General features: G+C 74.1%; 18 protein-coding genes. 11 read left to right on the forward strand and 7 right to left on the reverse strand.

The window, feature by feature from the left end:
- Positions 1–237 precede the first annotated feature (237 nt).
- Entirely contained in the window at positions 238–1,470 is a 1,233-nt protein-coding gene (locus WBK50_RS27475) for an amidohydrolase (protein ID WP_341338375.1), read from the reverse strand.
- Positions 1,471–1,838: 368 nt separating this feature from the next.
- Between WBK50_RS27475 and WBK50_RS27480 the strand changes: the two genes are divergently transcribed.
- From WBK50_RS27480 to WBK50_RS27495, 4 genes are read left to right on the forward strand one after another with little or no spacing between them, the layout of a single operon-like run.
- Positions 1,839–3,605, forward strand: a complete 1,767-nt coding sequence (locus WBK50_RS27480; protein ID WP_445942311.1) for a protein kinase domain-containing protein — start codon at positions 1,839–1,841, stop codon at positions 3,603–3,605.
- Between the two features lie 33 nt (positions 3,606–3,638).
- Positions 3,639–4,457, forward strand: a complete 819-nt coding sequence (locus WBK50_RS27485; protein ID WP_341338377.1) for a purine-nucleoside phosphorylase — start codon at positions 3,639–3,641, stop codon at positions 4,455–4,457.
- Between the two features lies 1 nt (position 4,458).
- Complete coding sequence (locus WBK50_RS27490) at positions 4,459–6,066, forward strand: phospho-sugar mutase (protein WP_341338378.1); 1,608 nt, start codon at positions 4,459–4,461, stop codon at positions 6,064–6,066.
- A 1-nt stretch (position 6,067) separates the two neighbouring features.
- Entirely contained in the window at positions 6,068–6,520 is a 453-nt protein-coding gene (locus tag WBK50_RS27495) for a flavodoxin family protein (protein WP_341338379.1), read from the forward strand.
- Here the strand turns inward: WBK50_RS27495 and WBK50_RS27500 are convergent.
- Positions 6,517–7,323 carry an SGNH/GDSL hydrolase family protein gene (locus tag WBK50_RS27500; RefSeq protein WP_341338380.1) on the reverse strand — a complete coding sequence of 269 codons (807 nt, stop codon included), beginning with the start codon at positions 7,321–7,323 and terminating at the stop codon, positions 6,517–6,519. The genes WBK50_RS27495 and WBK50_RS27500 overlap by 4 nt on opposite strands.
- 115 nt (positions 7,324–7,438) lie before the next feature.
- Here WBK50_RS27500 and WBK50_RS27505 point away from each other — a divergent pair, with 115 nt between their 5' ends.
- The gene (locus tag WBK50_RS27505) at positions 7,439–8,023 is read left to right on the forward strand and encodes a TetR/AcrR family transcriptional regulator (protein WP_341338381.1); all 585 of its coding nucleotides are present in this window, start codon (positions 7,439–7,441) and stop codon (positions 8,021–8,023) included.
- A gap of 188 nt (positions 8,024–8,211) precedes the next feature.
- On the opposite strand, the gene upp is transcribed toward WBK50_RS27505, so the two are convergent.
- Both upp and WBK50_RS27515 read right to left on the reverse strand, forming a co-directional pair.
- On the reverse strand, positions 8,212–8,835 hold the full coding sequence (upp, locus tag WBK50_RS27510) for a uracil phosphoribosyltransferase (RefSeq protein WP_341338382.1): 624 nt from the start codon (positions 8,833–8,835) through the stop codon (positions 8,212–8,214).
- Positions 8,836–8,876: 41 nt separating this feature from the next.
- Entirely contained in the window at positions 8,877–9,788 is a 912-nt protein-coding gene (locus tag WBK50_RS27515; RefSeq protein WP_341338383.1) for a haloalkane dehalogenase, read from the reverse strand.
- Positions 9,789–10,218: 430 nt separating this feature from the next.
- Here WBK50_RS27515 and WBK50_RS27520 point away from each other — a divergent pair, with 430 nt between their 5' ends.
- From WBK50_RS27520 to WBK50_RS27540, 5 genes are all read left to right on the forward strand, one after another.
- Positions 10,219–10,455 carry a hypothetical protein gene (locus WBK50_RS27520; protein ID WP_037046372.1) on the forward strand — a complete coding sequence of 79 codons (237 nt, stop codon included), beginning with the start codon at positions 10,219–10,221 and terminating at the stop codon, positions 10,453–10,455.
- Positions 10,456–10,691: 236 nt separating this feature from the next.
- On the forward strand, positions 10,692–11,609 hold the full coding sequence (deoC, locus tag WBK50_RS27525) for a deoxyribose-phosphate aldolase (protein WP_341339517.1): 918 nt from the start codon (positions 10,692–10,694) through the stop codon (positions 11,607–11,609).
- Positions 11,606–13,033 (forward strand): aldehyde dehydrogenase family protein, encoded by a 1,428-nt coding sequence (locus tag WBK50_RS27530; protein WP_341338385.1) that lies wholly within the window; start codon positions 11,606–11,608, stop codon positions 13,031–13,033. The genes deoC and WBK50_RS27530 overlap by 4 nt, the downstream gene beginning before the upstream one ends.
- A 66-nt stretch (positions 13,034–13,099) precedes the next feature.
- On the forward strand, positions 13,100–13,972 hold the full coding sequence (locus WBK50_RS27535; protein ID WP_341338386.1) for an aldehyde dehydrogenase family protein: 873 nt from the start codon (positions 13,100–13,102) through the stop codon (positions 13,970–13,972).
- Between the two features lie 40 nt (positions 13,973–14,012).
- Complete coding sequence (locus tag WBK50_RS27540) at positions 14,013–15,299, forward strand: primosomal protein (protein WP_341338387.1); 1,287 nt, start codon at positions 14,013–14,015, stop codon at positions 15,297–15,299.
- Between the two features lie 177 nt (positions 15,300–15,476).
- On the opposite strand, the gene WBK50_RS27545 is transcribed toward WBK50_RS27540, so the two are convergent.
- The gene (locus WBK50_RS27545) at positions 15,477–16,601 is read right to left on the reverse strand and encodes an adenosine deaminase (protein ID WP_341338388.1); all 1,125 of its coding nucleotides are present in this window, start codon (positions 16,599–16,601) and stop codon (positions 15,477–15,479) included.
- A 150-nt stretch (positions 16,602–16,751) separates the two neighbouring features.
- Here WBK50_RS27545 and WBK50_RS27550 point away from each other — a divergent pair, with 150 nt between their 5' ends.
- Positions 16,752–17,822: a PA containing protein gene (locus WBK50_RS27550; protein WP_341338389.1), complete on the forward strand. Its 1,071-nt coding sequence runs from the start codon at positions 16,752–16,754 to the stop codon at positions 17,820–17,822.
- 85 nt (positions 17,823–17,907) lie between these two features.
- Here WBK50_RS27550 and murJ read toward each other — a convergent pair whose 3' ends face one another.
- Together murJ and WBK50_RS27560 are read right to left on the reverse strand one after the other, a co-directional pair.
- Entirely contained in the window at positions 17,908–19,824 is a 1,917-nt protein-coding gene (gene murJ / locus WBK50_RS27555; RefSeq protein ID WP_341338390.1) for a murein biosynthesis integral membrane protein MurJ, read from the reverse strand.
- A 58-nt stretch (positions 19,825–19,882) separates the two neighbouring features.
- Complete coding sequence (locus WBK50_RS27560) at positions 19,883–21,157, reverse strand: thymidine phosphorylase (RefSeq protein ID WP_341338391.1); 1,275 nt, start codon at positions 21,155–21,157, stop codon at positions 19,883–19,885.
- Positions 21,158–21,194: the final 37 nt, after the last annotated feature.

Raw genomic sequence — 21,194 nt, forward strand, 5'->3', positions numbered from 1 at the left:
CCCCGGATGCCGCCCTCCCGGGCCTACGATGCGGCTCGCGCCGGCTTGAGATCCCGACTCGCCGGGCCGGAGATCCCGACTCGCCAGGCCGCTGGCACCGACTCGCGCGGCCTCACATCGCGACTCGCGCGGTCTCACATCGCGACTCGCGCGGTCTCACATCGCGACTCGCGCGGCCTCACATCGCGACTCGCGCGGCCTCACATCGCGACTCGCGGGGTCGGCGGGGCCGGGTGCTTACGCCAGGGCGGAGAGGGCTGCGTTGATCAGGACCCGGACCCCCACGGGGAGGGCGCGCTCGTCGAGGTCGAACGTGGACTGGTGGATGTCCTTCATCGGGCCCACCCCCGGCCATACGCCGAGCCGCGCCATCGCGCCCGGGACCTTCTCCAGGTACCAGGCGAAGTCCTCGCCGCCGCTGGACTGCTCGGTGTCCGCCGCCGCGTCGAGCCCGCCGAGGGTGATCGCGGCGTCCCGGAGCATGCCCGAGCTGACCGCGTCGTTGACCACGGGCGGGACACCGCGGGTGTAGTCGATGACGTACCCGACGCCGAGCGGCGCGAGGACGGCGGCGACGAGTGACCGGAACTTCTCCTCGATGCCCGCCCATGTGTCGTGGTCCGCGGTGCGCAGCGTGCCGCGCAGGACCCCGGACTGCGGGATCGCGTTCGCCGCCTCGCCGGACTGGACCGCACCCCAGACCAGGACCGTGCCGGAGCGCGGGTCCACGTGACGGGTGAGCAGGAGCGGCAGCTGGGTGATCAGCAGGCCCAGCGCCTCCACCAGGTCCGCCGTGAGGTGGGGGCGGGCGGTGTGCCCGCCGGGCGAGGTCAGCCGGACCTCGACGACGTCGCACGCCGAGGTGATCGGCCCGACCCGGGTGCCGAGCTTGCCGACCTCCAGGCGCGGGTCGCAGTGCAGCGCGAAGATCCGCTCCACGCCCTCCATGGCGCCGTCCGCGACCACGTCGAGCGCGCCGCCGGGCTGGATCTCCTCGGCGGGCTGGAACACCAGCCGGACGCGGCCGGGCAGCGACGGCGCCGACGCGAGCGCCAGGCCCGCCCCGAGGACCATCGCCGTGTGCGCGTCGTGCCCGCAGGCGTGCATGACGTTCGGGGTGCAGGAGGCGAACGGGAGACCCGTCTCCTCCTGCAGCGGAAGCGCGTCGAGGTCCGCGCGCAGCGCCACGCAGCGCTCGCCGTACCCGACGTCGCAGACCAGGCCCGTACCCCCGGGAAGCGTGCGCGGTTCGAGGCCCGCCGCCAGCAGCGTGCGGGCGATCATCGCCGTGGTCCGGTGCTCGGCGCGGCCGAGCTCAGGATCGGCGTGCAGCAGGCGACGCCAGGTGACGAGGTCGTCCCTGCTGCTCGCGAGCCAGGTGTCGAGCCACGCGGGCCCGGTGCCGGCACCGAGATCGGTGACGGGGCCGTCGGGGCCGGAAAGCTCTGGGCGCGCCTGCAGCACGGTCATCGAGCCCCACCGGCCCGGACCACCCCGCTCGGGCTCTTCGCTCTTTCCTGCATGCACCCATGGTGCTCACCCGGACAGCGGTGTACCAACCCGAAACCGGCACTTCAGGGGGTCGCGCGCCGAGGGGTCGGCGACCTGCTGCGGGCGGGCGGGAAGCCGGTGGCGAACGGTCAGTGCCGAGTGCGACGAACGGACTACGCGGCCGCTCGTCGCCCTGCGAACGGTCCCTCCGGCCGTCACCGACTGTACCCGAGCACTTCCGCTACGCGTCCGTTCGGGGTCGGGCGAGGCGCGGCGGAGCCTCCATCCGGCCGTCTCCCGGGGCCTGGACCGGGGCAGTTGCCGGAGCGTGACGTCCGCCGGGGACAATGGCCGCCGTGTCCATCCCGGGTGATGAGGAACAGCGCCTCATCGGCGGCCGCTACCGGCTGTCGTCGAAACTGGGTAGCGGCGCGATGGGCACGGTCTGGTCCGGTTACGACGAGGTGCTCCAGCGCCGGGTCGCGGTCAAGGAGCTGAAGGTGCCGCCGGGCATCCCGCACGGCGAAGCCCTGGCGATGCGCGAGCGGATGCTGCGCGAGGCGCGCGCCCTCGGCGGGCTGTCCCACCCCAACGTCATCACCGTGTTCGACGTCGTCGACGTCGACGGCCAGCCGATGGTCGTCCTCGAGATGGTCCCGTCGCGGAACCTGGCCATGCTGATCACCGATCAGGGGCGGCTCTCGTCCGTCCAGGCGGGGGTCGTCGGCTTCGCCACCGGGGCGGCCCTGCGCGCGGCGCACCGGGCGGGCATCACGCACAGGGACGTCAAGCCGGGCAACGTCCTCGTCGCCCACGACGGCCGGATCAAGCTCACGGACTTCGGCATCGCGCGCAACGTCGCGGACGCCCCGATGACCACCGCCGGGCTCGTCCTCGGCTCCCCCGCCTACATCGCGCCCGAGGTCGCCGCGGGCCAACCCGTGACGCCGGCCGCGGACCTGTGGGGCCTGGGCGCGACGCTGTTCGCCGCGATCGAGGGCCGCCCGCCCTACGACGTGCACGGGGACCCGGTGTCCACGATCACCGAGGTCGTGGACGGCGAGGTGCCGCGGCCCAGCGGCTCCGGCCCGATCACCGAAGTGATCGCCGCGCTGATGGTCAAGGAGCCGGAGCGCCGGATGCCGCTCGACGAGGTGCGGCGCCGGTTGCGCCCGCTGCTCGCGGACCCGGACGACCCGCTCTACCCCGGCTCCCCGGACGCGCCCACCGTCGCCGCGATGATCACCCGGCCCGGGGACCAGGTGCCGACGCCGCGGTCCGCGTCGTCGGGCGCGGTCACCGAGCACCCCGCCGAACGCTCGCAGCGCGCCGGGGTCGCGGGCTCCTCGCGGCTCCCGGCCCCGGGTGGCTCCCGCCCTGCACCGCTCGCCGCCTCCCCGGGTCCGCTGCCCGCCGGCCTGGGCGGCGGGACGGCCGAGGCGGGCCGGCGAGCGGCACCGGCCGGGACGCCGTCGGGCACGGCCGCGCACCCCGTCGCCCTCCGCCCGGCGCGCCGGAGCACGGCACCCCCCGTGCGGATGTCGGGCGGGCTGTCCGCAGTCCTCGCCGTCGCGGGGGCCGTGCTGGTGATCGCGGGAGCCGTGGGCGGCTACGCCGTCACCCGCACGATCGCCGGGCAGGCCCCGCTCTCCACCGTCTCCGTGACGACCGCGCAGAGCCCGACGGTCAGGCATTCGGACCGGCTGGGCTTCTCGATGGACGTCCCGGCCGCCTGGGCCGAGTACCGCCTGGACGCCGGGGACGGCACCGGCGAGGTCCGGTTCGTCAGTCCAGACGGGACCGAGGAGCTCGGCGTCCGCCACGCGAAGGCCGCCTCCGAGATCACGGACGCGTTCACGGCCGAGGGGCTCGGCGTCGACGCCGTCGCCGGCGGGCAGGCCAGCGGCGTCGCCCCCGCGGCGAACGGGGAGCAGCGCTTCTACCGCACCCGCAACGGGGACCAGCAGCGCGCGAACCTGGTGCGGATCGTGCCGGACGCCACCGGCGTGTGGGCGATCACCCTGAGCGTCCCGGACGGCCGGGAGATCGGTCGCGCGACGGAGTTGATGGACGCCCTGGCCGCGCGGTTCGCCGCCACCGGCGGCGGTACGTGATCCCGCGGGGCGTGTCCGCCCTAGGGTGATCGCATGACGATCGCGACCGGACCGGGGACGGACCTCTCGGGTGACGCGGCCACCGAGGCCGCGGGCGCCCTCGCGCGGGGCACGGGGGTCTCCCGGCACGACGTCGCAGTGGTACTGGGCTCGGGCTGGCGGGCCGCCGCGGACGTGATCGGCATCGCGGACGCCGAGGTGACCATGGCCTCGCTGCCGGGCTTCGTCCGGCCCGCCGTGGAGGGCCACGGCGGCACGATCCGCTCGGTTCGGATCGGCGAGCGTCGCGTGCTCGTCCTGCTCGGGCGCACCCACCTCTACGAGGGTCACGGCGTCGACTCGGTGGTGCACGGCGTGCGGACCGCGGCCGCGGCGGGTTGCCGCGCGGTCGTGCTGACCAACGCCGCCGGCGGGATCCGGGAGGGCATGTCCGTCGGGCAGCCGGTGCTGATCGCGGACCATCTCAACCTGCTGGCCCGCTCGCCGCTCGTCGGGCCGCGGTTCACCGATCTCACGGACCTCTACTCCCCGCGCCTGCGCGCGCTCGCGCGCGAGGTCGACCCGTTGCTCGAGGAGGGCGTCTATGCGGGGCTGCCGGGGCCGCACTTCGAGACCCCCGCGGAGATCCGGATGCTGCGCGCCCTGGGCGCGGACCTGGTCGGCATGTCCACCGTGCTGGAGGCGATCGCGGCGCGCGCCGCGGGCGTCGAGGTGTTCGGGTTGTCCCTGGTCACGAACCTGGCGGCCGGCATGACCGGGCAGCCGCTGGACCACGAGGAGGTCCTCGCGGCGGGCCGCGAGTCCGCGACGCGGATGGGTGAGCTGCTGCGCGATCTCGTCGCCAAGGTCTGACGTGCTCACCCCCGCCCTCCGCGACGCCGCGTACCGCTGGATCGCCGACGACCCGGACCCCGGCACCCGGGCCGAGCTGCAGGCCCTGCTCGCCGCGGCGCTGGCGGGCGGCGCGCCGGGCGACGCCGCCGAGCTCGCGGACCGGATGTCCGGGCCGCTGCGGTTCGGGACCGCCGGCCTGCGCGGCCCGGTGCGCGCCGGGCCGTCGGGGATGAACGTGGCGGTGGTCAGACGGGCGACGGCCGGTCTCGCGGCCTGGCTGACCGGGCGCGGCGACGGCGGCCGGCCGGTCGTCGTCGGGCGGGACGCGCGGCACGGGTCCGAGGCCTTCGCCCGGGCCGCCGCGGAGGTGCTCGCGGGCGCCGGGTTCGCCGTCCACGTCCTCCCCGAACCCCTGCCGACGCCCGTGCTGGCCTTCGCGGTCCGCCGGATCGGCGCCGTCGCGGGAATCCAGATCACGGCGTCGCACAACCCCCCGGCGGACAACGGGTACAAGGTCTATCTCGCCGACGGCGCGCAGCTCGCGCCGCCGGTGGACGCCGAGATCGAGGCCGCGATCACCGCCGCGCCCGGCGCGTTCTCGATCCCGACGGCGCCCGTACGGACGGTCGTCGACCCGGTCGAGGACTACCTCGCTCGGGTCGCCTCGCTGCCCCGCGGGGGCGCCCGGGGTCTCCGGATCGCGCTGACCCCCCTGCACGGCGTCGGCGGGCGGGCGGCGGTGCACGCGCTGTCCCGGGCGGGTTTCACCGACGTCCACGTCGTCGGGTCGCAGGCGGTGCCGGACCCGGACTTCCCGACCGTCGCGTTCCCGAACCCGGAGGAGCCCGGCGCCACGGACGCGCTGCTGGCGCTGGCCGCCGAGGTGGACGCGGACCTCGCGATCGCGCTGGACCCGGACGCGGACCGCTGCGCGCTCGGCGTGCCCGGCCCGGACGGCATGTGGCGGATGCTCAGCGGGGACGAGACGGGTGTGCTGCTCGGGGACCACCTGCTGCGCTGCGGCGGGTACACCGATCCGCTGGTGGCGACGACCGTCGTCTCGTCGTCGATGCTGGGGCGCATTGCGCAGGCGTACGGCGCGCGCTACGCGGAGACCCTCACCGGTTTCAAGTGGATCGTCCGCGGCGGGCCCGGGCTCGTGTACGGGTACGAGGAGGCGCTGGGCTACTGCGTGGACCCGGATGCCGTGCGGGACAAGGACGGCATCGCGGCGGCCGTGCTCGCGGCCGATCTCCTGGCCGGGCTCCGGGCTCGCGGGCGGACCCTCCTCGACCGGCTCGACGAGCTCGCGGCCGCCCACGGGGTCCACCTCACCGCGGGCGTCTCGCTGCGGATGGAGCCCGCCGCCCGGGACGCCGTCGTCGCCCGCCTCGGCGCGCAGCCGCCGCAGGGCTGGGAGATCGACCGTCCGGCACCGGACGTCCTGCGGCTGCGGCGCGCGGGCGAGCGGCTGGTGATCCGCCCGTCGGGCACGGAACCGAAGCTGAAGGCCTACCTGGAGGTCGTCGAGCCGGTCACGGACGGCCTCGACGAAGCCCGGGCCCGCGCCACCGACCGGCTGGCGGCGCTGCGCGCGGAGGTCGGCGACCTGTTGCAGGAGGCGTGAGATGTCCCGGCTGCTGATCGTCCACCACACCCCCTCGCCCGCGACCCAGGAGCTGCTCGACGCCGTGGTCCGCGGGGCCTCCGACCCCGAGATCGTCGGCGTCGAGGTCGTGCGCCGCGCCGCGCTGGCCGCCACCGCGAGCGACCTGCTGGCCGCGGACGGCGTCGTGCTGGGCACCCCGGCGAACATCGGCTACATGTCCGGTGCGCTCAAGCACTTCTTCGACCAGGTCTTCTACGTCTGTGCGGACGACACCCGGGGCCTGCCCTACGGCGTCTACGTGCACGGCAACCAGGGCGTCGAGGGCGCGGTGAAGGCCGTCGCCGCGATCGCGTCCGGCATGGGGTGGAAGGCCGCGGCCGCACCGGTGGAGGTCATGGGGGCGCCGGACAAGGCGGCGTTGGAGGCGTGCTGGGAGCTCGGCGCGACCGTCGCCGCGGGGCTGTCCGACTAGGACGACGCCGAGGGGGACGACGCTGAGGGGGACGACGCCGAGGGGGACGACGCGGCCTTCTCCTGCGCCGGCCGGCCCTCGATCGCCGTCGCCCACATCCGGGCGATCTTCGAGTAGCCGCCCGCGTCGGCGTGCAACGAGTCCGTGAAGTCGTCGGCGCCCAACAGGTTCGAGTTGTCGACGTACTCGACCGACTCGCCGCGCGCCACGTGGGCCGCGACGACCCCGGGGGTGAGCCGAGCCAGCTCGGCCCGCGCCGTGGCCCGGTCGGGGAACTTCGCCCACACCCCCGCGACGATCACGTGCGCGTCCGGGGCCGCGGCGGTCACCTTCGCCAGCAGCGCGTCGAGCCGCCGGGCGACGACCGCCCCGCTCGCCCCGCTGCCGATGTCGTTGGTCCCCATGTGCAGCAGGATCACGTCCGGGTCCGCCGCGCGCACCCAGCCGTCGACGACCGGCAGCATCTTCTCGATCGTCCAGCCGGAGTGTCCCTCGTGGTCCCGGTCCCGCAGGCCGGCCGGGCCGCTCCTGCGGGATCCGACGTAGTCGATCGCGACGCCGTCGCGGTCGAGGTCGGCCAGCAGCGGGCCCCGGTAGCCCGCCGTCGCGGGGCTGCCGACGCCCTCGGTGCTGGACGCGCCGAGCGGCATCACCCGCAGGACCGGCAGCGGCGTGTCCGGACCGGTGCCGACGGTCCGCACGCCGGGGACGGCGATCCCGGCGTCCGCGACCGGCACGCCGAGGAGCAGAAGCGCGGCCAGCACCGTCACGACGAACCGCAGGTGCCTCACCGCAACCCGCATCCGACCCCCCACGATCCCCGAGCGCGTCCCCCGACAGAGGGACCCGAACTGATCTCTGGTCGGAGAGTCGTTCCGTTACACGGCGCGCCGTGCACGTGCGAGATAGCCTCCGAACGTGCCACGGCCCAAGGTCCACGACGACGCGCTGCGCGCGCGGCTGCGGGATCGCGCCGGCCAGCTCCTGTCCTCCGACGGCGTCGACGGGCTGAGCCTGCGCAAGCTCGCCTCGGACGTCGGGACGTCGACCACCGCGGTCTACTCCCTGTTCGGCGGCAAACCCGGTCTGGTGAAGACACTCGTCGACGAGGCGTTCCGCCGGCTCGGTGCCCGCCTCGCCGCCGTCCCGGACAGCGGGGATCCCGCGTCGGGCCTCGTCGCCCTGGGGCTGGCCTATCGCGACGCCGCGCTAGACGAGCCCCACCTCTACGACGCGATGTTCGGCAGCGCCGAGCTCGACGACGAGTCCCGCGGCCTGCGCGACGCCGCGTTCGAACCACTGGTGGCGGCGGTGGAGCGAGCGATGCGCGCGGACGTGCTGCGCGGTGACGCGAACGCGGCGACGGTCGCGCTCGGTCTCTGGGCCGCCCTGCACGGCCTCGTGTCCCTGCAGCTGCGGGACGCGGTGCCGGCCGGGGGCGGGGACCCGGGCGAGGGCTTCGCGGCGATGGTCCGGGCCGCTGTGGACGGCTGGCGGTCCTGATCGGGGCCTCGCGCTCTCGACCCCGCGCCTTGCGCTCCTGGTCGGAGCCGGGCCGGTCCTGATCGGAGCCGGGACTCTCCTGACCGGAGCCGAGCGCTACAGGGCGGCGGCCGGGGCCGTGCACCTCACGGTGGCCTCCTCGTGGGTGGGTTCACCGCGACGTCGAGACCGCCGGGGGATTCTCGTCGTCAGACCGCGCCGAACTGCCGGTCCCCCGCGTCGCCCAGCCCCGGGACGATGAACGCCGAGTCGTTGAGCCGCTCGTCGATGCTCGCGGTGACGAGCCGGACGGGCAGCCCGCTCGACCTCAGCGCCTCGACGCCCTCCGGTGCGGCCAGCACGCAGACCGCGGTCACGTCGTCCGCGCCACGGGCGGTGAGCAGGCCGATCGTGTGCAACATCGAGCCGCCCGTCGCCAGCATCGGGTCCAGCACGAACACCGGCCGCCCGACGAGGGACTCCGGGAGCGACTCCATGTACGGCGTCGGCCGGTGGGTCTCCTCGTCCCGCGCGACCCCGACGAACCCCATCTGGGACTCGGGGATCAGGTTCTGCGCGGCGTCGGCCATGCCGAGTCCGGCCCGCAGCACCGGCACCAGGACGGGCGGGCTGGCGAGCCGGTGGCCGGTGGTCCGCGCGACCGGGGTGTGCAGCGGCGCGGTCGTCACGGGAGCGCCCCGGGTGGCCTCGTAGATGAGCATCAGCGTGAGCTCACGGAGGGCGGCACGGAACGCGGCGTTGTCCGTGCGCGCGTCGCGCATCGTGGTCAGCCGGGCCTTGGCCAGGGGGTGGTCGACGACCTGGACGTCCATGGGCGGGACCCTATCCGGCGATCACGGCGTCCGGGCCGGGATCACGACGCGAACTCCACGACGACCGCGGCCAGCGCCGGCCCCGCGTCCTCCTGCAGGAAGTGGCCCGCGTCCCGGATCGTCGGGTGCTCGCGCCCCGCGGCGCCCGGCATCGTCGTGGCCAGCAGCGGCGCCATCGCCGCGGTGATCGGGTCGCCGTCGCTGAAGGCGCAGAGGAAGGGGATGTCGCGCTTCTCCAGGACCGCCCACGCGGCCCGGTTCGCCGTCGTCGCCGGGTCGTCCGGACGGGTCGGGACGAGCGTCGGCAGCGCCCGCACCGCGGCGGCGAAGTCCGTGGACGGGAACGGGGCGTCGTACGCGGCGCGCACCGCGTCGTCGAGGCGGGTGCGGCAGCCGGACTGCACCAGGCGCCCGACGTCCAGGGCGCCGGCGGCACCGGCCTTCTCCACCGCGCGCCGGAACCGCCACCAGACCTCCGGCATGTCCGTGTCCCCGGTGGGCAGCCCGGTGTTCGCCGCGACGACCCTCGCGAACCGGTCCGGGTGCTCCGCGACGAGACGCAGCCCGATCAACCCGCCCCAGTCCTGCCCGACGAGCGTGACGCCGACGAGCCCCAGGACGTCGAAGGCCAGCGCGCGGACCCACTCGACGTGCCGGGCGTAGGTGTGGTCGGCGAGCTCGGCGGGCTTGTCGGAGCGGCCGAACCCGACCAGGTCCGGCGCGACGGCGCGGAATCCCGCAGCGGCGAGCACCGGCAGCATCGTCCGGTAGAGGTAGGACCAGCTCGGCTCGCCGTGCAGCAGGAGGACGGGCGGGCCGTCGGACGGCCCCTCCTCCACCCACGCCATCCTCAGCATGCCGCCATCCGGGTCCGGCACCTCGGCGTACCGCGGGGTCTGCGGGAAGCCGGGGAGCCCGTCGAACCGTTCGTCCGGGGTGCGGAGGCAGCGCATGCGCCGATCCAAGCACCCACGCACTCCGCTTCGGGCGGGCGTCGAGCCGTCCGGCCGCGGATGTGCTCCAGGACACAGAACGTGATCGCTTCGGGGTGAGGAGACCACATACAGACCATCGCGGCAGCCGTCGATGCACCATCCGGATGACTTCACCGCGGACCCTCACCGCGCCTCGGTTAGTGCCTCGGCACGGCTCCGTCACGGCCGAGGAAGCCGGAACGCGCGGTACACGTAAATGATCACTGCGCGTACCGACCGGACGATCACCATAGGGGAATCCGCCGGTTTCATGCGCCCTGAGTCCCCGATCCCGCACCTTCGGTGATCATCTGAGATATTCACCCTGACCCGAACGGGTGGTAAGACCGAAAGACTGTCACGCCGGAGGCCCCCGCGACGCTGTACTAGATGACTAGGAGGTGATCCGGTGCCGGAGAACACGACTTCAGACGAGCAGACGTTGGTCGCTGCCGCTGAGAAGCTCACGCAGTGCGACGGTTACGTGGTTCTTGCTGTCGACCCCCAGACCGGGGAGGTGGACGCCCACGGGCCGTTCGACGGTCTGACCGCGACGGTGAAGGCGGACCAGCTGCGGCGGGACTTCGATCGCGGCGGGCTCGAGGACGTCACGGTCGGAGTGGTCCGGCTGCACAGCTCGACCTGACCCGCGCGCCGGCGCGTCGACCCCGAGCGCGCCGGTGGACAACTCCATACGACGGACCGCGAGCGCACGTCCCCACATGCGCCCAGCTCCCCTCAGTACCGACGTCCGGACGAACGACGGCCGCCCCCGTCCCGCCGCCTACACTCGCGGCCGTGACCAGCACCGTCCCGGCCCAGGCCCGATCCGCGCGGAGCGCGGGCCCGGCGGCTCCCCCGTCACCGCTCCCCGATCAGGCCCTGCTGCGTTCCGACGAGCACTCGCTCTCCCGGTTCCTGCACGGCCTGCCCGGTGTCGACGCCGTCGGCCTGGAACGTCGTGTTGCGGCGTTGCAGACCCGCAGCATCAAGGGCGACGCCAAGCTCCGCGGGATCGACCTGGCGATCTCCATGATCGACCTGACCACGCTGGAAGGTGCGGACACCCCCGGCAAGGTCGCGTCGCTCTGCGCCCAGGCCCGCCGTCCCGATCCGGACCAGCCGGACGTGCCGCCCGTGGCGGCCGTCTGCGTGTACCCGGACCTGGCCGGACGTGCCGTCGAGAGGTTGCGCGGCTCCTCGGTCGCGGTGGCGGCGGTGGCCACTGCGTTCCCGTCGGGCCGCTCCTCGCGGGAGGTGAAGCTCGCAGACACGCGGCTGGCGGTCGAGGCCGGCGCGTCCGAGATCGACATGGTCATCGACCGGGGCGCGTTCCTCGCAGGTGACCTCACCGCGGTGTTCGACGAGATCGTCGCCGTCAAGCAGGCCTGCGGGCGCGCCCATCTCAAGGTCATCCTCGAGACGGGCGAGCTCGGGACCTACGACGACGTGCGGCGCGCGTCCTGGCTCGCCCTGCTCGCAGGCGCGGACGTGATCAAGACGTCGACGGGCAAGATCTCCCCGGCGTCGACCCTGCCGGTGGTCCACATCCTGCTGCAGGCGGTGCGGGACTGGCACCGGCTGACCGGCGAGTACCGCGGGGTCAAGGCGGCGGGCGGCATCCGCTCGACGAAGGACGCGCTGCGCTACCTCGTCGCGGTGAACGAGGTCGCGGGGCCGGCCTGGCTGACGCCGGCGCTGTTCCGGTTCGGCGCGTCGTCGCTGCTCGGGGACCTGCTGCTGCAGCGCCGGGCGAAGGCGTCCGGGCACTACGAGAACCGGGCCCGGGTGGGCGCGTGACCTGGACGTACGCACCCGCGCCCGAGTCCGCGGCGCTGGCGGGCCTGCGGCCCTCCTACCGGCCCTTCATCGGCGGCGAGTTCGTCGACGGCCACGGCGAGTCCCTGACGACGGTGAACCCGGCCACCGAGGAACCGCTCGCCGAGGTCGGCACCGCCTCCGACGCGGACGTCGACGCGGCCGTGACGGCGGCCCGCACGGCCCAGGAGAAGGTCTGGGGCCCGATGTCCGGCACGGAGCGCGCCAAGTACCTGTTCCGGATCGCCCGGGTCGTCGCCGAGCGCGCCCGCGAGCTGGCCGTGCTGGAGACCCTGGACAACGGCAAGCCGATCCGCGAGACCCGGGACGTCGACGTCCCCACCGCGTCCGCGCACCTCTTCCACCACGCGGGCTGGGCGGACAAGCTCGAGCACGCCGGGCTGGGGCCCGCGCCCGCCCCGCTCGGGGTGGTCGGCGCCGTCGTCCCGTGGAACTTCCCGCTGCTCATGGCCGCGTGGAAGATCGCGCCCGCGCTCGCGACGGGCAACACGATCGTCCTCAAGCCGGCCGAGACCACGCCGTTGAGCGCCCTGGTGCTCGCCGAGATCGCGGCCGACGCCGGGCTTCCGCCGGGTGTGCTCAACGTGCTGCCCGGGGACGGCGCGGTCGGCGCCGCGCTCGTCGGGCACGGGGGCCTGGACAAGGTCGCCTTCACCGGCTCGACCGAGGTCGGCATCCAGATCCAGCGGCGCCTCGCCGGGACGGGTCGCGCGCTCACCCTGGAGCTGGGCGGCAAGGCGGCGAACATCGTCTACTCGGACGCGGCGCTGGACCAGGCGGTCGAGGGCGTCGTCGACGGGATCTTCTTCAACCAGGGCCACGTCTGCTGCGCCGGGTCCCGGCTGCTGGTCCAGGAGCCGATCGCCGAGGAGTTCCTGGAGCGGCTGCGCGAGCGCATCGCCGGCCTGCGCGTCGGGGACCCGCTGGACAAGAACACGGACGTCGGGGCGATCAACTCGCGGGCTCAGCTGGAGCGGATCGTGGACCTGGCCGCGGCCGGGGACGCCGAGGGGGCCCAGCGCTGGACGAGCCCGTGCGCGCTCCCCGAGCGCGGGCTGTTCTTCCCGCCGACCGTCTTCACCGAGGTCGAGCAGACCATGCGGATCGCCCGCGAGGAGATCTTCGGCCCGGTGCTGTCCGTGCTGACCTTCCGCACCCCGGACGAGGCCGTCGCGAAGGCGACGAACACCCCGTACGGGCTCTCGGCGGGGGTCTGGACCGAGAAGGGCAGCAAGGCCCTGTGGACCGCGCAGCGCCTGCGCGCGGGAGTGGTGTGGGCGAACACCTTCAACCGCTTCGACCCCACGGCGCCCTTCGGCGGCACGGGCGAGTCCGGCTTCGGCCGGGAGGGCGGCCGAACCGGCCTGCAGGCCTATGTGCGCTGACGCGCCCGTGCGCGGATCTCGTCGCCAGGGCGATGATTTCCGCGCACGAGTACCGGAGGGGCGGAGATGAGCACGGAGTCGAGGGTCACCGTCGCCAAGACCCACAAGCTGTATCTGAACGGCGCGTTCCCGCGGTCGGAGTCCGGGCGCAGCTACCCGGTCCGCGACACCGGGGGGCGGCTGCTCGCGCACGCCGCGCTCGCTTCCCGCAAGGACGTCCGGGACGCCGTCGCCGCGGCCCGCGGGGCGCTGCCGCGCTGGTCCGGGGCCACCGCCTACAACCGCGGGCAGGTCCTCTACCGGGTCGCGGAGGTCCTCGAAGGACGCCGCGAGCAGGCCGCGGACGAGGTCGTCGCCGCGGAGGGGGTGTCCCGGCGCGAGGCCACGGCCGTCGTCGACGCCACCATCGACCGCTGGGTCTGGTACGCGGGCTGGACGGACAAGGTCGCGACGGTCCTCGGCTCGGTGAACCCGGTCGCGGGCCCGTACGAGTGCACGTCGACGCCCGTGCCCACCGGGGTCGTCGGGGTGCTGGCACCGCAGGGCTCGTCGCTGCTGGGGCTCACCTCGGTGCTCGCGCCGGTGCTCGCCGTCGGGGCCACCGCCGTCGTCGTGGCGTCGCAGGAGCGGCCGCTGCCCGCCGTCGTGCTCGGGGAGGTCCTCGCGACCTCGGACGTGCCGGCGGGAGTCGCGAACCTGCTCACCGGCCGGACCGCGGAGCTCGCGCCGTGGCTGGCGAGCCACGCCGAGGTGGCGGCGCTGGACCTGGTCGGGGCCCCGGGGGACACCGCCGTCGATCTGGAGCGCGCGGCGGCGGACTCGGTCATGCGCGTGCTGCCCCGGCCGACCGCGGAGCCGGACTTCACCGAGCCGCCCGGGATCGGCAGGCTGCGGGCGTACTGCGAGATCACGACCGTGTGGCACCCGGTCGGGACCTGACCACAGGACCGGCACAGCGGACGCGGCTAGGCTCTGCGCCGTGGCAAGCGACATCGTCCCGATCCAGCTCTCCCTGACCGAGGGAGACCTCGTCACCCTCTGGGCCCCGCGCTGGCGCGAGGACGGGGAGGAGTGGGAGGCCTTCCTCGGCGACGACGACGCCCTGTTCGGCTTCGCCGAGGTCGCCCGGCTCGCCGCGTTCGTGCGGTCACCCGCCGAGCACGACCTCACGGACCACCCGGCCTGGCAGCTCGTCCCGACGCTCTCGGTGGCCGAGCTGACGCCGGAGGAGACCCACCGCTACGACGTCATCGGCGTCCCCGAGCTCGTCGCGGAGGACCCGGACCAGTGGACGATCGCCGAGCTCGGCGAGGTCGTCGGGATCGTCCGGTCGCTCGCGGAGGTCTGTGATCTCGACGCGATCACCGACGTCCTGGACTCGGCCCCCGGCTTCTCGATGCTGGACCAGGGCACGCTGCCGTTCTCCGGGCGCGAGGGCGGCCGGCTGTGGGCCCAGGTCGTGCAGACCGTGGCGGACCACTGGGACGACATCGTCGACGCGCTCGACGCGATGGTGACCACCCCCGAGGTGGACGCGGCGGCGCTGGTCCGGGCGGAGAAGGAGGCCGAGGCCCTCGCCGCGCGGGTCGCCGAGGAGGAGGACCTCCTCGGGGAGGACGACGAGGACTCCGACGACGAGACGCTCGAGGCCGAGGCCGCCGAGCGGGCGACGGCGGAGCAGGTCGCCGAGGACGAGGAGGAGGACAGGCCCGTCGGCTTCTGGGAGGAGGTCGGGATCGACCCGATCCGGATCACCACCGGCTCCCGCGAGGTCGTCACCCTGCGCTGCTACCTCGACGACCGACCCCTCTTCCTCGGGACGAACGGCCGCATCGACGCCTTCGACTCCGAGCGCGCGCTGGCCCGGTGGCTGGCCGACGGCGGCAAGGACGACAACGACCTCGTCGCCGCCTCGACCTGGCAGGAGGTGCTGGACGCCGCCGCGGTCGGGGACCTGGAGGTGAAGGTCGACGACCTGAACGCCTACGTGCTCAGCGGCCTCGACGACGACATCGCCGAGGGCACCCTCCAGGTCGACCCGACCCAGCTGGAGCTGGCCGCGGAGCTGCTCCTCGACGTCGCCGAGTGGGCGGGCGACCCGGAGCCGAAGGAGGCGCTCGCGGAATCCGAGAGCCTCGGCTGGCTCGTGTCGTTCATCATCCGGCCGAACCCGACCCGGCTGGCCCCGAGCCCGCCCTTCGACGCCGAGGCCGCCCGCTGGCGCGAGCTGGTCACGGAGATGGAGGCCCGGCTCGTCCGGCCGTGAGCGCGGCGGTCGACTTCACGACCTGCGCACCCCGGCCCGTCGAGGGGCCGTCCGTCGAGCTCTGCACCGGCCGGTGCCGTCCGTGGACGATCGTGCTGGCCCCGACGGTGTAGCGCGCCTCCGGCGCTCGGGCGCGGAGACCGTCGCCCTGGCAACGGTCTCCGCGCACGGGCAGCGTCAGCTGCAGAGCTCCGCGTACGCGGGCTTGATGACGTTCTCGATCAGGGCGAGCCGCTCGTCGAAGTGGATGAAAGCGGACTTCATCGCGTTGACGGTGAACCACTGCAGGTCCGCCCAGCCGTACCCGAACGTGTCGACCAGCGCGGTCATCTCACTCGTCATCGAACAGCCGGACATCAGCCGGTTGTCGGTGTTGACCGTGACCCGGAACCGCAGGTCCCGGAGCAACCCGATCGGGTGGTCCGCGAGGGACTTCGCGGCGCCGGTGTGCACGTTCGACGTCGGGCACATCTCCAGCGGGATCCGCATGTCCCGCACCCAGGCGGCGAGCCGGCCGAGCAGGGCGTTGCCCTGGGTGTCGAGGGTGATGTCGTCGACGATCCGGACGCCGTGGCCGAGCCGGTCCGCCCCGCACCACTGCACGGCCTCCCAGATCGACGGCAGCCCGAACGCCTCGCCGGCGTGGATCGTGACGTGCGCGTTCTGCTGGCGGACGTACTCGAACGCGTCGAGGTGCCGGGTGGGCGGGAAGCCCTTCTCGGCGCCCGCGATGTCGAACCCGACGACGCCGGCGTCCCGGTACCGGACGGCGAGCTCGGCGATCTCCCGGGAGCGCGCGGCGTGCCGCATCGCGGTGAGCAGGCAGCCGATCCGGATGCGGCGCCCCTGCTCGGCGGCGCGTGCGGTGCCGACCCGGAACCCCTCCAGCACGGCCTCGACGACGGCCGGCAGGTCCAGCCCCTGCTCGACGTGCAGTTCCGGTGCGAACCGCACCTCGGCGTAGACGACCCCGTCCGCGGCCAGGTCCTCCGCGGCCTCCGCGGCGACCCGGACGAGGGCCTCCTCCGTCTGCATCACCGCGACCGTGTGGCCGAAGGTCTCCAGGTAGCGGACGAGCGACCCCGAGTGCGCGGCGCCGAGGAACCAGCCTGCCAGCTCGTCCGGATCCCGTGTTGGTAACGCTCCGTAATCAACGGCGTCGGCCAGCTCGACGACCGACGACGCCCGCAGGCCGCCGTCCAAATGGTCGTGGAGCAGCACCTTCGGCGCAGCGCGGATCTCGTCGGCGTTCGGCACGGCCCTCGCGGGGCTCGTCGGGTTCGCGGTCGTCGGAGCGGCCATCTCGACACGCTATACCTGTCTCGACCAGGCCGGATCGGGCGAACGGCGCCCCCCGGACGGCCGAACGGGCGGGCCCTGAAGAGTGATCACGGGGGGTCGCTACCCTGTGTGTGCTCCCCCATCCGGATCTTTGTAAAGGCCGAATCAGCGATGAGCGATAACTCCACCCTGTCGTTCGACCGGATGCGCGGCATGCTGATGCGTGCGGCAGAGATCCGTGACAGCGAGCAGCAACAGGTTTTCGACTCGCTCGACGAGATCCACGCGCGGCTCTCCGCGCTGGACGCGTTGGGCACGGTTCGCAAGCGTCTCTCCGAGATGCCGGACCGCACCGAGATGAGCGTCCTGGCCGAGCGCCTGGACGAGACCGTCGCCAAGCTCGACGCGCAGGAGGTCGCCATCGGCGCGGTCGTGCGCGCGATCGAGTCCCTGCCGGACAAGATGGCCAAGCCGATCGCCCAGCTCGACGGGCGGCTCGACGGCATGGCGGGGCGCCTCGAGGGTGTCTCCGGCCGGATGGACGGCCTGGACGACCGGCTCGGCGGCCTGCACAAGCGCCTCGACGACCTCGACAACCGCCTCGACCGGCACGAGATGCGGCTCGACGCGATGCCGAACGCGGTCGCGACGCCGATCCGCGAGAAGATCGACGGCGTCGAGAAGATGGTGCGCGAGCAGCTCGACGGCGCCACCCGCTCCTTCGAGGAGAGCAACGAGGGCGTGCGGAACCTGCTGGGTGACACCAGCGTGGGCCTGCACCGCCGGCTCGAGGACCTGGCCGCGCGCCCCGCGGTCGACCCGACGGAGCCGCTGGGCTCGCTGGCCGAGCGCCTCGAGGCCGTCAGCGCGCGGCTGGACGAGATGGCCGGCCGGATCGACACGGTGGAGACCAACGTCGGCGGGAAGCTCGGCGAGTTCAGCGGCGCCGTCGACGCGAAGCTGGGCGAGCTGGACAGCACACTGCGGGCGCGGCCGGACGCCGCGTCGGTCGGCAACCTGGTGGCCAAGGCCAACGAGGAGTCCGAGCGGCGCAACGCCGGTCAGCTCGACGAGGCCATGGCCACGTTCGCGGAGCTCATCCTGGGCCGCGGCACGGGCGCCCAGGCCCCGCCGCCGCCGCCCCGCCCGGCCCAGCGCCGCGCGAGCCGCGCCCGGGCGACGGTGAAGAGCCCGAACGGCCACTCCGCCGCGGACACCGTCACCGAGGACCCGGACGACTGAGTCCCCGCCCCTGCTGACCTTCACGAACGGCACTTTCGCTCGCCCCTGGTGAGCGGGAGTGCCGTTCGTGCGTTCGCCGGACGGCTCAGCTGCGGACGCCCGGGAGCCTGCGCCAGAGCGGCCCGAGCTCCTCGAGCTTCAGCAGCCTCATCCCGAGCAGCATCAGCGGCGCCGACACGAGCAGCGCGACGACGAGCAGCACCCACGCCGTCCCGGCGGTCCCCAGGTCCAGCCCGAGCGCCTCGATCCCCCGGACGACGGCGTAGGCGACCGCCCCGCCGGCCAGCGACGCGACGAGCGTGCGCCACGTCGTCGAGAGGACCTCGCGGCTGCGCGCGTGCCCGAGCCGGCGGGCGATCAGGAACTGCCCCAGGACCGCGCCGACCACGAACGACAGGCTGTTCGCCAGCATCAGCCCGAGCACCACGTTCTCCGGGGTGAACACGACCGGGGCGAGGAGCAGCAGCGGGATCTTCACCGCGACGACGACGAGCTGGATCAGCGTGGGCGTCCGGCTGTCGGTGAGCGCGTAGAACACCCGCAGCTGCAGCAGCGTCACGGCGTAGGGCAGCAGCCCGAACGCGGAGACGGCCAGCGCGAGCCCCAGCTTGGCCGCGCCGCCGCCGGAGTTGCCGGCGCCGAGGGAGAACAGCGCCAGACCGACGTGGGTGCCGAAGAAGGTCAGCAGCACCGAGACCGGCACCAGGAAGACCGCGGACAGCCGGCTGCCGATCGACAGGTCGCTGACGACGTCGTCGAAGCGCCCGTCCGCCGCGGCGCGGCTCATCCGGGGCATCAGCGCGGTCAGCAGGGACACCCCGAGGACGCCGTACGGGACCTGCAGGAGCAGCCAGGCGTTGCTGTAGATCGCGACGGCGCCGGGGTCCGCGCTCGAGCCGACCCGCGTGGTCACGATCAGCCCGGCCTGTCCGATCAGGACGTACGCGACGACCCAGAGCGCCAGCCCGCCGGCGGAAGACAGCCGCGGGTCCCACCCCCACAGGGGCTTGAACGAGACGCCCAGCTTCCGCATCGACGGCAGCAGGACGACGGCCTGGACGACGATGCCCAGCGTCGTGCCGAGCCCCAGGACCAGCAGCTTGGTGTCGCCCATCCGCACCGGGTCGAGGCTGATCTCGCCGGGTACGAGCGCGTAGACGGCCAGGACCGCCAGCACCACAACGTTGTTCAGCACCGGCGCCCAGGCGAACGGCCCGAACACCCCCTTGCTGTTCAGGATCGCCCCGAGCAGCGCGCCGATCCCGTAGAAGAAGATCTCCGGCAGCAGCAGCACCGCGAACGCCGTGGCCAGCTCGGGGTTGGCGTTCTCCGTCGTCTGGCCGCCGAGGTACAGCTCGACGAGCGGCTTGGCCGCCAGCATCGCGACGACCGTCGCCACCAGCAGGGCCAGGCCCGCGGTGGTGAGGAGCTTGCGGGTGTAGGCCTCGCCGCCGTCGGCGTCCTCCTTCTGCGCGCGGACCAGCAGCGGGATCATCACGCTGGTCAGGACGCCGCCGAGGAGCAGCTCGTAGACGATGTTCGGCAGGGTGTTCGCAACCGTGTACGAGCTGTTGACGAGGCCGAACGACAGCACCGCGACCAGCGCGATCTGCCGCAGGAACCCGGTGATCCGGCTGGCCAGGTTGGCGATCGCCATCAGGCCGCTGGACCGCATGAGCGACGGCGACGGCCCGCCTCCGACGGGCGAGATCAGCTCGGTCGGCCGGTCCTCCTCGAAGCGCTCGGAGCGGCCGTCGTCCTGCCGGGCGATCTGCTCGGTGGGGGCGTCGTCGTCGAAGGGGCCGCCGCCGAGGGGCCCGTCGTGGACCGCGTTGGGGCCGCGCCGCCAGGGCGGCGGGACGGGGCGCCGGACCGGGCCGGGGCTGACCGCCCCGCCGGGACGCCGGGTGCCGGCGGGGACCTCCCAGCGCCCACCGGCACCCGGAGCAGGGCCCCCGGGGTGGGGGGCTTCGGGTGTCGGGGGGTTCGGCTGGTCGCGCATCACCTGCCATCGTGCCGGACGAGTGACGTGGCGTGCCGACCCACCTGTCGATCGACTCTCAACGCAGGGCGTCGATCACCAGCTGCGGCCGTTCGGCCGGCTCCTCCGACACGACCAACCCGGAGGACAGCGCAGCGCGGGCCCCGGCGACCGCGTCCGGCGTGTCCGTGTGCAGCTCCAGCAGCGGCTGTCCGGCCTCGACCTCCTCCCCGACCTCGACGAGCAGCCGGACGCCCGCACCGGCCTGCACCGCGTCCTCCTTGCGGGCCCGCCCGGCCCCGAGCCGCCACGCCGCGACCCCGACGGCCAGCGCGTCGCAGGTCGAGAGCACCCCGGACCGCTCCGCGACGACCGGCTCGACGTGGGCCGCGACGGGCAGCGGCGCGGACGGGTCCCCACCCTGCGCCGCGATCATCCGTTCCCACACCTCGTGGGCCGCGCCCGAGGCGAGGACCGCGGCGGGGTCGGCGTCGAGGCCGGCGAGCGAGAGCATCTCCCGCGCCAGCGCGACCGTCAGCTCGACGACGTCCGCCGGGCCGCCGCCGCGCAGCACCTCCACGGCCTCGGCGACCTCCAGCGCGTTGCCGACCGTCCGGCCGAGCGGGACCGACATGTCCGTGAGCAGCGCCCGCGTCGGCAGCCCGTGGGCGCCGCCGATCGCGACCATGGTCCGGGCGAGCTCGGTCGAGCGGTCGAGGGACTTCATGAACGCCCCCGACCCGACCTTGACGTCCAGCACCAGCCCGCCGGTGCCCTCGGCGATCTTCTTGCTCATGATCGAGCTGGCGATGAGCGGGATGGACTCGACGGTGCCGGTGACGTCCCGCAGGGCGTACAGCTTGCGGTCCGCGGGGGCGAGCGTGGGCGTGGTCGCGCAGATGACGGCGCCGACGTCCGCGAGCTGCGCCGCGATCTCCTCTGTGCTGAGCGATGCCCGCCAGCCCGGGATGGACTCGAGCTTGTCCAGGGTGCCGCCGGTGTGCCCGAGGCCGCGGCCCGAGAGCTGCGGGACGGCCGCCCCGCAGGCGGCGACGAGCGGTGCGAGCGGCAGCGTGATCTTGTCCCCGACCCCGCCGGTGGAGTGCTTGTCGACCAGCGGGCGGCCGACGTCCGGCAGCGCGAGGACCTCCCCGGAGTCGATCATCGCCTGGGTCCAGCGGGAGATCTCCGGTGCCTCCATGCCGTTGAGCAGGATCGCCATCGCCAGCGAGGCCATCTGCTCCTCCGCGACATCGCCGCGGGTGTAGGCGGCGAGCACCCAGTCGATCGCCTCGTCGGACAGGCGCCCGCCGTCCCGCTTGGTGGTGATGACGTCGACGGCACTGAAGCTCACAGCGTGCCTTCCCTGTTCAGGCGGCCCTGTGCGCGGG

The organism is Pseudonocardia sp. T1-2H, assembly GCF_038039215.1.
Lineage (GTDB): Bacteria > Actinomycetota > Actinomycetes > Mycobacteriales > Pseudonocardiaceae > Pseudonocardia.